This is a genomic window from Hymenobacter jeollabukensis (assembly GCF_005771675.1).
Taxonomy (GTDB): domain Bacteria; phylum Bacteroidota; class Bacteroidia; order Cytophagales; family Hymenobacteraceae; genus Solirubrum; species Solirubrum jeollabukense.
The window spans coordinates 229,556-242,965 of the sequence record NZ_VAJM01000002.1 but is presented as its reverse complement, the minus strand read 5'-3'; the positions used below and the strand labels follow the sequence as shown (position 1 = coordinate 242,965).

12 protein-coding genes are annotated in these 13,410 nt (G+C 63.9%); 2 read left to right on the top strand and 10 right to left on the bottom strand.

Translation table 11 applies throughout. The features are described 5' to 3' along the window. The first annotated feature begins 11 nt into the window (after positions 1-11). Positions 12-722 carry an outer membrane beta-barrel protein gene (locus tag FDY95_RS05140; protein WP_138075654.1) on the top strand — a complete coding sequence of 237 codons (711 nt, stop codon included), beginning with the start codon at positions 12-14 and terminating at the stop codon, positions 720-722. 64 nt (positions 723-786) lie between these two features. On the opposite strand, the gene FDY95_RS05135 is transcribed toward FDY95_RS05140, so the two are convergent. The 5 genes from FDY95_RS05135 to FDY95_RS05115 all read right to left on the bottom strand — a co-directional run bounded on the left by FDY95_RS05135 (position 787) and on the right by FDY95_RS05115 (position 6,214). Next, entirely contained in the window at positions 787-1,317 is a 531-nt protein-coding gene (locus tag FDY95_RS05135; RefSeq protein ID WP_138075653.1) for a hypothetical protein, read from the bottom strand. Positions 1,318-1,431: 114 nt separating this feature from the next. Beyond that, on the bottom strand, positions 1,432-3,135 hold the full coding sequence (locus FDY95_RS05130; protein WP_138076239.1) for an ABC transporter ATP-binding protein: 1,704 nt from the start codon (positions 3,133-3,135) through the stop codon (positions 1,432-1,434). Positions 3,136-3,547: 412 nt separating this feature from the next. Beyond that, complete coding sequence (truA, locus tag FDY95_RS05125; RefSeq protein ID WP_138075652.1) at positions 3,548-4,372, bottom strand: tRNA pseudouridine(38-40) synthase TruA; 825 nt, start codon at positions 4,370-4,372, stop codon at positions 3,548-3,550. 79 nt (positions 4,373-4,451) lie between these two features. After that, positions 4,452-5,015, bottom strand: coding sequence for a GNAT family N-acetyltransferase (locus FDY95_RS05120; RefSeq protein WP_138075651.1), 564 nt, complete (start codon positions 5,013-5,015; stop codon positions 4,452-4,454). Next, the gene (locus FDY95_RS05115; RefSeq protein ID WP_138075650.1) at positions 5,015-6,214 is read right to left on the bottom strand and encodes a thiolase family protein; all 1,200 of its coding nucleotides are present in this window, start codon (positions 6,212-6,214) and stop codon (positions 5,015-5,017) included. The genes FDY95_RS05120 and FDY95_RS05115 overlap by 1 nt, the downstream gene beginning before the upstream one ends. 80 nt (positions 6,215-6,294) lie before the next feature. Between FDY95_RS05115 and FDY95_RS05110 the strand changes: the two genes are divergently transcribed. Further along, positions 6,295-6,762, top strand: coding sequence for a DUF4293 domain-containing protein (locus FDY95_RS05110; RefSeq protein WP_138075649.1), 468 nt, complete (start codon positions 6,295-6,297; stop codon positions 6,760-6,762). A gap of 101 nt (positions 6,763-6,863) precedes the next feature. On the opposite strand, the gene FDY95_RS05105 is transcribed toward FDY95_RS05110, so the two are convergent. The 5 genes from FDY95_RS05105 to FDY95_RS05085 all read right to left on the bottom strand — a co-directional run bounded on the left by FDY95_RS05105 (position 6,864) and on the right by FDY95_RS05085 (position 13,294). After that, positions 6,864-7,847, bottom strand: coding sequence for a DUF4476 domain-containing protein (locus tag FDY95_RS05105; RefSeq protein WP_138075648.1), 984 nt, complete (start codon positions 7,845-7,847; stop codon positions 6,864-6,866). A 276-nt stretch (positions 7,848-8,123) separates the two neighbouring features. Beyond that, the gene (locus FDY95_RS05100; RefSeq protein ID WP_246073933.1) at positions 8,124-10,166 is read right to left on the bottom strand and encodes an OmpA family protein; all 2,043 of its coding nucleotides are present in this window, start codon (positions 10,164-10,166) and stop codon (positions 8,124-8,126) included. A gap of 125 nt (positions 10,167-10,291) precedes the next feature. Next, the gene (locus FDY95_RS05095) at positions 10,292-10,786 is read right to left on the bottom strand and encodes a hypothetical protein (protein WP_138075647.1); all 495 of its coding nucleotides are present in this window, start codon (positions 10,784-10,786) and stop codon (positions 10,292-10,294) included. A gap of 132 nt (positions 10,787-10,918) precedes the next feature. Next, the gene (locus tag FDY95_RS05090; protein WP_138076235.1) at positions 10,919-11,776 is read right to left on the bottom strand and encodes a (Fe-S)-binding protein; all 858 of its coding nucleotides are present in this window, start codon (positions 11,774-11,776) and stop codon (positions 10,919-10,921) included. Between the two features lie 147 nt (positions 11,777-11,923). Beyond that, positions 11,924-13,294, bottom strand: a complete 1,371-nt coding sequence (locus tag FDY95_RS05085) for a 4Fe-4S dicluster domain-containing protein (protein ID WP_138075646.1) — start codon at positions 13,292-13,294, stop codon at positions 11,924-11,926. Positions 13,295-13,410: the final 116 nt, after the last annotated feature.

Genomic DNA, 13,410 nt, shown 5'->3' with positions numbered 1-13,410 from the left:
GACCCGTATTTATGAAACGTTTCCTGTTGGCCGTCACTCTGTTCGGCGCCGCCATCCTCAGCAGCCAGGCCCAAACCGCACCGGGCACCATCCTGCTCAGTGGCAACGTGGGCTACGCCAGCTCCAAATCCGAAGTCACGTCTACCGGCACGCCCGCCACGGTACCGAATTCCACGTCCACCTCGCAGCAGTTCCACTTCGCGCCGCAGGCGGGCGTGTTCCTGGCCGACCGCCTGGCCGTGGGCGTGCTGGCCTCGCTGGACCAGACCAAAGCCACCCAGCCCGATTATTACTACGGGCCGGGCGGGCAGCGCACCACCACGCGCACCACGCGGGAGAAGTTGCTGCTGGTAGGCCCGTTTGCGCGCTATTATCAGATGGTGGGCGACAAGGCCGGCTTCTACGGCCAGCTTTCGGGGGGCTTCGCCAGCAGCAAAGCCGAGTCGACCCTGGACGACGTCAGCGCCTCTAAACTCGCCATCAAATCCCGCGGGGGCTTTGCCGATTTGCAGCCCGGCTTCGTGTTCTTCCCCTCCGACAAGCTCGGCCTGGAGTTGGCATTGGGCAGCCTGCGCTACTTCACCCTGAAAGACCAGAAGCAGGACACCCAGCCCGCCGGCAACCAGCTGCTGTCCAAGACCACGTCGTTCGAGGCCCGCTTCGGCCTCACGCAGCTCACGCTGGGCGCTTCGTTCTACCTCGGCGGCAAGGGCAGCAACTAAGCGCTGCCGCCCGTCTGGCCCGGGGCCCTCGTCTGCTGCGCGGACGGGGGCTCTTCGTTTTGGGCTACTGCGGCCCGGCCACTACCAGCAGCATTTCGGCGGGGCCGTCCTCCGGAAACTGCTCCAGGAAGACGTTGCGCGAGGTCAGCTTGCGCGCTTTCACGGCTTCCTGCAGGGCGGGGTACAGCCGGCCCGGCGCCAGCATGAAGTTGGCCCGCACCCGGGCACGCAGCACCCGCTGCCCCGCCGCGAAGGTGCGGTAGCGGTAGCCCAGCGGCAGGGCCTGGCTGGTGGTATCGGGCACCACCACGCCCACGAAGGCATCGATTTCCTCACCCTCGGCCACGGCGTCGTTGTAGTAGATGTTGCCAAGCGTGCCCTTCAGCGTGCCTTTGCGGTACAGTGCGTTGGCCTCGGCGAATAGCTTGCCGAACTGCTTGTCGGGCAGGCCCTTGTAGGCCTTGCCGGCCACGAATACGGGCTGCGTGGTGGTAACCAGGTCAATCTGCGGGGTGCTGAAGCCGCCCAGCCAGGCGTAGACGCCGGCAAAACCCAGCAGCAGCACGCCGCCAACAATGAAAAACCAACGGGACATGAATGGTGAAATGGTGAGGTGGTGAACTGGTGAGTTTGATGTTCTGGTGGGGCGAACCGCGCATCCTGCGCAAACGGAACGTCAGCTCACCAGTTCACCACCTCACCAACTCAGCTATTCGGTTACATACTGCATCTGGTAGAGCTGGGCGTAGTAGCCGCCAGGCAGGCGCAGCAGCTCCTCGTGTTGCCCGCTTTCCTTGATTTCGCCCCGGTCGAGCACGATGATGCGGTCGGCTTTCTGAATGGTGCTCAGGCGGTGGGCAATGACGAGCGAAGTGCGGCCCTGCATCAGCTTCTCGATGGCCTCCTGAATCATTTCCTCCGTCTCGGAGTCGACCGAGGAGGTGGCTTCGTCGAGGATGATGATACGCGGGTCGTAGACCAGGGCGCGCACGAAGCTGATGAGCTGGCGCTGCCCCACCGACAGCGTCGAGCCGCGCTCCATCACCTTGTACTGCAAGCCGCCGGGCAGCCGCTCGATAAACTTATCGGCCCCGACCAGCCGGGCCGCGTGCCAGATCTGGGCTTCGGTGATGTCGTCGTTGCCGAGGGTGATGTTGTCCTGAATCGTGCCGTTGAAGAGGAACACGTCCTGCAGCACCACCCCGATGTGCTTGCGCAGGGCCTTCAGGTCGTACTCGCGCAAATCGTGCCCGTCGACGCATATTTCGCCCTGCTGAATGTCGTAGAAGCGACTGAGCAGGTTGATGATGCTGGTTTTGCCCGCGCCGGTAGCACCCACGAAGGCCACCGTCTGGCCCGGCTTCACCTCGAAGTTAATGTCCTTGAGCACCCACTCCGGCTCGTTGTAAGCAAACCAGACGTGACGGAAGTCCACCGCGCCCTTCAAGGTTGTCGGCTGGCGGGTGCCTTCGTCGGGGATGAACTCCTGGCTGTCGAGCAGCTTCAGCAGGCGCTCGGTACTCACCAGGCCCAGCTGTAGGGTGTTGAACCGGTCGGCAATCTGGCGGATGGGCCGGAAGAACAGCGCGTTGTACATAATGAAGGCAATCAGCGCGCCCTTCGATATCGTGCCCTCGATTTGGCCGTGCGAGGCGTACCACACCAGCAGACCCACCCCCACCGCGCCCAGCACCTCCGCCACCGGGAAGTAAATCGAATAGTAGAGCACCGAGCGGATGTTGGCCGCCGTGTGCTCCTTGTTCAGCGCCTCAAACTTGCGGAACTCGCGCTGCTCGTTGTTGAAAATCTGCACGATGTTCATGCCCGTCAGGTGCTCCTGCACGAAGGCGTTGAGACTGGCCACGGCCGTGCGCACCTCCTGAAACGACTTCTTGACCTTCTCCTTGAACACGTAGGTGCTGAAGAGCAGCGGCGGAATCACCGAGAGGCTCACCAGCGTCAGCCGCCAGTCGATGTAAAACATGAAGGCCATGATGAACACCAGCTGCAGAATGTCGCCAATCATGGCCGCCAGCCCTTCGCTGAACACGTCCGACAGCGTTTCCACGTCGGAGATGTTGCGCGTGACCAGCACCCCGATGGGCGTGCGGTCGAAGAACTGCAGGCGCAGGTTCAGGATGTGGCGGTAGAGGTCCACGCGAATGTCGCGCACGATGTACTGGCCCAACCAGCCGCCGTAGTAGGTCTGCAGGTAGCTCACGCCGGTGTGCAGCACCAGCAAGCCCAGCAGCAGGGCGAACATGCGGTTCAGCCCCGGCCAGTCGCCGTTGCTGATCTGCACGTCCACCATCTGCTGAATCAGGAAGGGGCGCACCGTGCCCAGCGCGGCGGTGGCAATGGTGAGGACGATGAGCAGCGCAAACACGCCGCGGTAAGGCCGGATATAGACCATCAGGCGCCGCAGCACCTGCCAGTCGAAGATATTGCCGGCTTTGGCGGAGGTAGCGGCGGGCGCAGCAGATTCCACGGGCAGCGGGTGGGGATTAGGTGGGCGGGAATTGGGTACGGCAGTAAACCGCCCAACGGGGGCGCAAGTTACGGCGGGCACCGGGCCGAAGGCCATGCTCCCCTCCTTTTTGAAGGAGGGGATGTCAAGCCGCAGGCTTGGCTGGGGTGGTTGCGCCGTTGCTGACGTTGTTATCCGCAAAGCCCAACTGTTGCTGACGTTGGTTAGCCCGCAGAGGACGCAGAAGTTGGCGCAGAGTTGTTCTGGGGCCGCCGTTCAATGTCAGCAACGACGCAACCACCCCAGCGGCGAGTAAACTCGCCGCGTCCCCTCCTTCAAAAAGGAGGGGAATTTCGTGCTACTTCTGCTGCCAGTAAAACGGCTGCAGCTCCGCGTCCGTTACGAAAAACGGCTTCTCGGCCGGCTCCTGGCCCGGCAGCAGCACCTCCGGCGGATACTCCACCCGGCTCAGAAACAGCCCGTGCGCCGCCGCCGCTCCGCTGGCCGCAATGCGCTGCTGCCGGTGCAGCACCTCGGCAAACTGCGCGGGCGTGAGCTTGCCGCGGCCCACGTCCAGCAGAGTGCCCACCACCAGCCGCACCATGCCGCGCACGAAGCGGTTGGCCCGGATGCGGAACATCAGCCCATGCGGCGTGGGGTGCCAGCCAGCCTCGTGCACCCAGCAGACGTAGTGCGTCTCGGCGCCCTTCACCTTGGAAAACGCCGTGAAGTCGCGCTGGCCGACGAGGGCCTGGGCCGCCTCGTTCATGGCCGCCACGTCGGGCGCCTTGTCGAGCCACAGGGCCTGGTCGCGCCGAAACGGGTCCCGGCGCAGGGCCACGTGGTACTCGTAGGAGCGCGCCACGGCCGAAAAGCGGGCGTGCGCGTCGGGCTGCACCGGCGTGAGGGCGTAAGCGCCGATATCCGAGGGCAGGGCGCGGTTGAGGCGGTAGAGCAACTGCTCCAGACTCAATCCGGCCGGCAGCTCCGCGTCGAAGTGCGCTACCTGGTGACTGGCGTGCACCCCCGAGTCCGTCCGGCCACTGCCGAGCGAGTACACCGGCTGCCGCAGAATCTGCGTGAGGCGGCGGTCCAGCTCCTGCTGCACGCTCGGGGCCGAGGGCTGCATCTGCCAGCCGCAGTAGGCCGTGCCGTCGTAGGCGAGTTCGAGGAAATAGCGCAAGGAGAATTCTGAATTATGAATGCTGAATTATGAATTGATTTTCAGACGACTGAACACCTGTCAATTCAGAATTCCTAATTCAGCATTCAGAATTAAGCAACGCGTAAAGCAGGCCGTCGACGGTTTGGCCGTCCTTGGTGATGCTGCGCCGCAGACGGGCTTCAAACGCGAAGCCGGCCTTTTCCAGCACCCGCGCCGAAGCCGGGTTGTATTCGAAAACAGTGGCGTAGAGTCGGCACAGGTCGAAATGCGCCAGCGCGTAGTCGGCCAGGGCCCGGGTTGCCGCCGTCACGATGCCGCGGCCCCAGTAGGCGCGGCCAAGCCAGTAGCCGATTTCGGCCGAGCGGCGGCTGATGTCGTCCTGAAACAGCACGCTGATGCTGCCGGCCGCCTCACCGTCGACTTCGAGGCAGAGGTGCAGGTCGCGGCTGCCGTCGGCATTGACGAACTGCACGTACCACTCGGCGTCGGCCAGGGTGTAGGGATGCGGAAACCGGTCGCGCAGGTTCCGCCAGATGTCCCGGTCGTTGGCGTGGCGGGCCAACGCGGGCGCATCATCGGCTTCGAACGGCCGCAGGCGCGCCCCGGCCACCGTCAGCGGCAGCGCGGGCCGCAGCAGGTCGGGAGCCGGGGCGGCGGCCATTACAGCTTCTCGTAGATGACCGCGGCCCCCTGCCCCACCCCGACGCACATCGTGGCCAGGCCGTAGCGCACGTCGTCGCGGCGCTGCATCTCGTGCAGCAGCGTGGCCGTGATGCGCGCCCCCGAGGCGCCCAGCGGGTGCCCGATGGCAATGGAGCCGCCATTGACGTTGATTTTGGCCGGGTCCATGTTCAGCTCGCGCATGACGGCAATGACCTGGGCTGCAAAAGCTTCGTTCAACTCAATCAGGTCGATATCGTTGATACTCAGCCCGGCGCGCTGCAAGGCTTTCTGCGTCGCCGGAATCGGCCCCACGCCCATGATGGCCGGGTCGACGCCCGCCACGGCTGAGGACACCACGCGGGCCAGCGGCTTCAGGTTCAGGCGCTTCACCGTTTCCTCGCTCACGATGAGCGTGGCCGCCGCGCCGTCGTTGATGCCCGCCGAGTTGCCTGCCGTCACCGAGCCGTTCGGGATGAAAGCCGGCTTCAGCGTCGCCAGCTTTTCCAGGGCCGTGGCGCGGGGGTGCTCGTCGGTGTCGAACATCACGGCCTCGGTCTTGGGCTGGGCTACGAACACCGGCACGATTTCGCGGCGGAAGCGGCCCTTTTCAAAGGCGCGCTGGTACTTGCGCTGCGAGTCGAAGGCCCACTGGTCCTGCTCCTCGCGCGTGATGCCGTACTGCTTGGCCACGTTCTCGGCGGTTTCGCCCATGGAGTACGGGTGGTGCAGCTTGGCCAGCTTGGGGTTGACGAAGCGCCAGCCCAGCGTGGTGTCGTGGGCCGTGAAGTCGCGCCCGAAAGCGGTTTCCGACTTGGCCATGACGAACGGGGCGCGGGTCATGCTTTCGGCCCCGCCGGCCAGGTACACGTCGCCGTCGCCGGCGCGCACGGCGCGGGTGGCGTCGATGATGCTTTGCAGGCCGGAGGCGCAGAGGCGGTTCACCGTCACGCCGGCCACCGACAGCGGCAGGCCGGCCAGCAAGGCGGCCATGCGGGCCACGTTGCGGTTGTCCTCCCCGGCCTGGTTGGCCGCGCCGATGATGACGTCTTCGATGGTTTGGGGGTCGATGGTGGGGTTGCGGCGCAGCAGTTCGCGCAGCACTACGGCGGTCAGGTCGTCGGGGCGCACGGCGCTGAGGGCGCCGCCAAACTTGCCGACGGGTGTACGCACCGCGTCGACGATATAGGCTTCAGGCATTGGAAGAATGCGGGTTAGCGGAGTCTTTTGGCTACTTTTGCCGGCCGTCTTCGGCCAGCCATTCGCTCATAACAACAAAGATGATACAAAGAATCCAAAGCGTTTTTCTGCTGCTGCTCGCCATCTGCATGGTCTGCGTCCTGTTTCTGCCGATCTGGGCCAAAACCGATCCGCAAACCAATCAGACCATTACGCTCACGGCCACGCACCTGACGTCCTCCAACCCCGCCCAGGCGCCCATTGCCACCTACGCCATTGCCGCCCTGGCCGCCATTTCGGCCATCGTAGCCCTGGCCGAAATCTTCCAGTACCAGAAGCGCATGACCCAGCTCATGCTCGGCTCCTTGAACCTGCTGCTCATTTCGGCCACCATCGGCGCCGCCTTCTACTACTCCTCGCAGGGCGAGCAGATGGTCAATGTGAAAATGCCCGGCACCTTCGAGGCCGGCTTCTACCTGCCCACGCTGGCGCTGCTGCTCAACCTGCTGGCCAACCGCTTCATCCGCCGCGACGAGAAGCTGGTGCGCTCCATGGACCGCCTGCGCTAGCTGATATCAACCCGCGTTACGCTGACGCCTTCAGCAGGTAACCAATGCAAAACGCCCCGACGCAAGCTGCGTCGGGGCGTTTTGCATTGATGTGGCTGGGATTAGGCTCCGCGGTTCTGCTCGATGAACTGCTGCATTTCCCGCACGCTGGCGTCGAAGGTGAACGTGTCGTAGATGCGGTAGAAGTTCTGCCGGTCGGCCACCCGGGCGTAGGCAAACTTGGCCAGCTCCAGCTTGCCCTTGTCGAAATCGAAGCCCTGCAGCAGGCGGCGCAGGTCTTCGCTGCGGATGTCGCTGTCGGCCAGGGCTTGCCGGGCCAGCAGCACTTTCTGATCCTCGAAGGAGCGGGCCCGCACGGCCTGCACCAGCTGCTCGGTTTCCTGCGCGGTCAACAGATGGCGCTGGTTGGCGGGGTAGCCGCCGCCGTTGCCATAGCCTCCGTTACCATAGCTACCGCCGTTATTGCCCGGCTGAGGGTAACCGCCATTGCCATTGGCGCCATTGCCGTAGCCACCGCTGTTGCCCGGCTGCGGGTAATTGTCCCCGTGCGCCTGGGGCGGCTGATTGTACTGGCCGGGCGCGTTGCCGCCGTAGCTGCCGTTGCCATAATTGCCCTCGTCGCCACGGCCGTACCAATCGTCGCGGGTGCCGGGAGCCGGCCAGCTGCTGGGGCCGCCGAAGGGCGTGGGCTGGCACTGGTAGCCGTAGTCGTCGGGGCGGCCGGGGCCGCGGCCTCCGGCCCAGCCGGGCAGCGGTGCCTCGCTCACGCGCTGCAGCACGGGCGGATAGCCCCGGCGCGTCACCAGCACGAAGCGCGTTTCACGGCCCGGCACGAGGTCGACGCGGGTGCGGAAGCTAAGCACGCCGCCGTTGGCAGGCAGCTGAAACTCGGCCCAGTGCTGCCCCGGTGCCAGGCGCTCGAAGCGCACGTCCGTCAGGCCCGCGCGCCCGCCGATGCGGTATCCGTCGAGGCGGAGGCGGAAGGGCAGGCCGCGCTCGGAGCGCACGGCCATGCCCGCCGGAATGGCCAGGGCCACCTGCGCCGTCAGCAGCAGGCTCAGGCCCAGTAGTAAGATGTTTTTCATAGCTGTAAGAGGGCGAAGCACCGCTGCCAGGGTTGTAGCGGCTATAAGGCCCAAAGCCAACATCTGTGCCAAAGCCTGCGGCGCAACCACACTGCGCCGTAGTTGATACCGTCAATGCCCCGTAAGCGTAGCGCCGAACCACCGCAACACCGGTAGTTCAGCGTGCTGGCAGACTCGAACCAAACAAAAGTCCGCCGTGGCTTACGTTTTGGCTACAAGAAAGCCCCCGCACCGGGTGGTGCGGGGGCTCCGATAAGCTTCGGCCGTAGCCGCGGCTTAGTTGGTCGACGAAGCGTTGATTTTGGTCACCTTGAACTCCGTGCGACGGTTCTTCTGGTGCTCTTCCTCGGTCTTCGCGTTCTTAATCACCGGCTTCATTTCGCCGTAGCCTTTAGCCGTGATGCGAGCAGCGGGGATGCCTTTCGAAATGATGTAATCCACGGCCGACTGCGCACGTTTCTGCGACAGGGTCTGGTTGAAGGCATCCTTACCGCGCGAGTCGGTGTGCGAGCTAAGCTCGATGTTGATGTCCGGGTTGTCCACCAGCGTCTGCACCAGCTTGTCCAGCTCCGTGGCGGCATCCGGGCGGATGTCCCACTTGTTGTAGTCGTAGAAGATGTTCTCCACTACGATGGCCTTGTTCAGAGCGATTTTGTCGAGGGTCAGCGTCACCGGGATGGTGATGTCGTTCTGCTCGTTGGGCAACTGATCCTGGGTCGGGGTCTTGCCCACGGTGCTCACGTTCTGGCGGGCCGTGAAGTAGCCGCCGCGGTCAGCCACGAAGGAGTAAGTAGCCGAGGTGTCCAGCTTGGCCTTGAACGAGCCATCGGCGCCGGTCATTACGTCCTGCTTCTGGCCGTTGGTGTTGGTGATGGTTACCGTTTCGTTGGCCAGCGGTTCAGTGGCACCAGTCTTGGCATCCTTGCCCAGCACCTTGCCTTCGGCGTAGAAGGTCACGAGCTTGAACGGCTTCTTGCGGAACATGTACAGGTCGTCCGAACCCTTGCCACCGGCGCGGTTCGATGAGAAGACGCCCATGTCCTTGCCCGTCAGGTACGGCGCGAAGTCGTCGCCGGTGCTGTTGATCGGGGCGCCCAGGTTGGCCACCTTGCCGGTCTTCTCCACGCGGAACAAATCGAGCTTACCGAAGCCCGGGTGTCCGTCCGACGAGAAGTACAGGGTGCCGTCCGGGCCCACGGCCGGGAAGTTTTCGTTGCCGGGGGTGTTGATCTGGTCGCCCAGGTTCTCGGGGGCCGAGAAGCGGTTGTTGGCGCCCAGCGTCGATTTGTAGAGGTCGTTGCCACCCTGACCGCCGGGGCGCGACGAGGCGAAGTACAGCGTCTGCCCGTCGGGCGAGAGAACCGGCGAGAAGTCGTCGGCCTTGCTGTTGTTCACGCCGCGCACCAGCTCGGGCTCGGTCCAGGTGCCGCCGCGGAAGTACGAGGCGTACAGGTCCACGCTCAGCAGGCCTTTCTTCGAGCCGTCGTTCGAGCGGGCGAAAATCATCATTTTGCCGTCGGGCGAGAACGTGGCCGATGCTTGGTGCATGTTCGGCTTGTTGAACACCGGTTTGCCGGCGTCCTTATCGTTCTTGGCCGGCGCGGCCGGGGCCGGCGTGGTGCCGGTAGCGGCCGGAGCCGGCGCAGCGGCACCACCACCCATGGCCACCGATTCGTACGGCATCACCGTACCACCCGTCATCTTCTCCGCGTCATCGAACTTGATGGCGTAGAGGTGGTTGAAGCCTTCACCGTTGCCGGGATACTTCTTCCCGTCGCGGCCCGAGGCGAATACCAACTCCTTGGTATCAGGCTTAATGGTGGCGCTGAAGTCCGACGAGGCCGTGTTGATCTGGTCAAGCGGGGTTACTTCGTTGTTGTTGCGCATGGCTACCAGGCCGGGTACGGCCTTGGCGTTCTGCGCTTCGCGCTCGGCGCGGGCTACCAGCGTGCGGTTGGTGCCGCTGGTGGCGTACTGCTCCAGCTGCGTGGCGGCTTCTTCGTACTTGCCGTTGGCTTTCAGGGCCAGGCCGTAGTAGAAAGGCGCATCAGCGTTTTTCACCCCACCGTCCAGCGCAGCCTTGTAGTACTGCTCGGCCTGCTCGATGCGGTTCGACATGCGGTACGCCTCGGCAATCTTGAAGTTGGCCGTGGCAATATCCTTGCCTTTGGCCACATCGGCCTTGTAGAGTTCAATGGCGGTTTCATACTCGCCACGGGCAAAGCGCTTATCGGCTTTGCTCAGCCCGCCCGACGCGGCGCAACCGCCCAGAACGGCTACCGAGCCAGCCGCTGCGCAAGCAACGATGAGGTTCTTCATAAGGTGGTAGAAAGAGAGAAGGTGGGGTGGTGGAGGTGGAGGTGGTCCGGGTGGAACCTGCCCAAATTGGGGCTAGCAATAATACTAAGTTTACATAGCATTCCGCCGCTGCTCCAGATTTTTTCCTAGTTGCCAGCAAAATAACGGGCCAGCCAAGTCGTTGCGGCCGGGGCTGGCCAGGCCGTTTCCAGCGCCCCGCGCTGGGCAATGGTATTGTCGAAATACGGCGAATCGGGGCGCAATACACCGGCCTGCACGGCCTGCTTCAGCTCGCGGCGCGGCACGAGCTGTACCTGCCCTTCGGGCGTCAGAAACGCCAATTCTTCCTTGGCCAGCAGCGTCAGGCCCAGGGCCGCTTCCAACTCGCGCACGAAGCGCACGGAGGCATCGATGGAGCAGCCGCTGGCGTCGGCCACGGCTTCATCGAGGCCCAGAATGAGAAATTGCCGGTGCCGAAACTCGGCCGAGGCGCGCAGGGTACGGCCGTGGCTGGTCCAGGCTTCGCTGAACTGCTGCAGGGCGGGCTGCAGGGCGGTCAGCTCGGCGTCGGTGAGGGGGCGGCTGGCCTGGTAGATCCAGACGCGGGCCGTGGCGGGGAGTTCGTGAAAAGCGACGAACATATAAGAGGGGTATGCGGGAGTGGCCGCGCCGACCTGGCCCGGCTCCGTCTCAACATGAGAAGGCCCGCGCCCCGGACCAAAGTTCCGGTGGCGCGGGCCTGAAAGTACTCACGTTTGGCGTAACGGCCGGGCTTAGGCGTTGAGGCCCTCGGCGGAGGCAATCAGCTCGGCCAGGTCGAACACCTGCACCGAGCTTTCCCGCTCCTTGTTTTTCACCCCGTCGCTCATCATGGTCATGCAGAAGGGGCAGCCCACGGCAATGATGCCGTTGTCGGCCTTCTTGGGCGAAGGCGTGGCGCCGGCGTTGCCGCCTTCCACGCCCAGCAGGGCTTCCAGGGCGGCCGCGTCGCCGTCGAGGGTGGCCAGGGCTTCCTCGGTGCGCTCCACGTTGATGTCCTTCTTGCCGCGCTCGGGCTCCTTGAACATCTGCGCGCCGCCAGCGCCGCAGCACAGGCCGTTGGCTTTGCTGCGCTTCATTTCCACCAAGTCAGCGTCGAGGGCGGCCAGTACTTCGCGGGGGGCTTCGTAGATGTCGTTGGCCCGGCCCAGGTAGCAGCTGTCGTGGAAGGTGATGCGGCGGCCTTTGTACGACTCGCCGCCCTGTACCTTCACCCGCCCGTCGTTGATGAGCTGCTGCAGGAAGGTGCTGTGGTGAATCACCTCGTAGTTGCCGCCCAGCGCTGGGTACTCGTTCTTAATGGTGTTGAAGCAGTGCGGGCAGGCCGTCACGATGGTCTTGATGCCGTAGCCGTCCAGCGTAGCAATGTTGGTGGCCGCCTGCATCTGAAACAGGAACTCGTTGCCGGCACGCTTGGCCGGGTCGCCGGTGCAGGATTCTTCCATGCCCAGCACGGCGTACTTCACGCCCACGTGCTCCAGAATGCGCACAAAGGCGCGGGTCACGCGCTTGTACCGGTCGTCGAAGGCGCCGGCGCAGCCCACCCAGAACAGCACCTCGGGCGATTCGCCGCGGGCGGCCAGGTCGGCCATCAGCGGCACGGAAACTTGTCGTTTGGCTACTTGCTCAGCCATTGTATCGAGTTGACAGTTGTCAGTTATTAGTTGTCAGTAGGGTCGTCAGTGCCGGTTGCTGTTGCCTGTTTACTGACAACTAACAACCCACAACTGACAACTCATTTAGGCTTTTTCCGCCACGAACAAATCGTCGGCCCAGTTGAAGCGGTCGGAGGGCGAGAAGGCCCAGGGCGCGCCGTTGTTTTCGATGTTCGAGAACATCACGTTCAGCGAGTTGGGCGCGGCCGTTTCTTCCAGCACCAGGTAGCGGCGCATCTCGATGATGCTGTCCAGCGGGTTGATGTTGACCGGGCAGGCTTCCACGCAGGCGTTGCAGGTGGTGCAGGCCCACAGCTCCTCGGCCGTCACCTTGCCGTGCACCAGCGTGCCTTCCTCGCTCACCTGCATGCGGTCCTCGCCCTTATAGTTGTTGGGCTTGAAAATCAGCGGGGAGTTGAATTTCTCCTCCATTCGGTCGCGCGTGTCCATGATGATTTTGCGCGGCGAGAGGAGCTTGCCGGTGATGTTGGCCGGGCACACCGAGGTGCAGCGGCCGCACTCGGTGCAGGAGTAGGCGTTGAGCAGGTTGGTCCAGGCCAGGTCTTCCACGTCCTTGGCCCCAAACCGCTCGATAACCGGGTTGCCCTCGGCGTCGACGGGCGGGGCGGGCACCTGGTAGCTCGGGTCCATCATCGACTTCACCTCGTGGGTGATGCTGTCCACGTTCGAAAACTGGCCCTGCGGCACCAAGCGCGAGTAGTACACGTTCGGGAAGGCCATGATGATGTGGAAGTGCTTCGACGAAGGCAGGTAGTTCAGGAAGGCCAGGATGCCCACGATGTGAATCCACCAGCCCACGCGCTCCAGCACGTGCAGGGCCGTCACGCTGTCGGGCATCAGCCCCACCAGCAGGGCGCTGACGGGGAAGGTGCCGGGCATTTCCTCGCCGCGCAGCTGGTGCAGCTTCAGGTCGGCCGAGTTCATGGTGAACAGGGCCAGCATCAGCGCCACTTCCACGTAGAGGATGATGTTGGCGTCCATTTTGGGCCAGGCGCGCAGCTCCACGCCGGTGAGGCGGCGCACGGGCTGCTGCCGGTTGCGGCGCCACCAGAAGGCGGCCACGGCCACGATAACCAGCGCGCCGAGCACCTCGTTGGTGGCCATCAGCGCGTCGTAGCCCGGGCCGAGCACCCGCAGGATGCGGTGTGAGCCGGCCAGGCCGTCAATCATGATTTCGATGACCTCGATGTTGATGACCAAGAAGCCCACGTACACCACCAGGTGCAGCAAAGCGGGCGTGAGGCGCTTGAACATTTTCTGCTGGCCGAAGGCGACGAGCAGGGTTTTGTTGATGCGCTCGGACACGGAGCCGCCCATTGCGCGGTCCTTGCCCTGCAGGATGTTGGCGCGAATCTTTCGCACCTGCCAGGCGAACAGCCCGATGCTCAGGGCTGCGACGAGCAGAAAGAGAATTTGTTGAAGCACTTGTACCACGGAACGGGGGGGAATGGTGGGCCGGCAAGATAGTAGGCATGCCGAATACTTTTGCTACGCCTACAAAAGTATCCGGTTTTTGCCGCAAGATTTTTTTTGTTGGAAAACTTGCATTG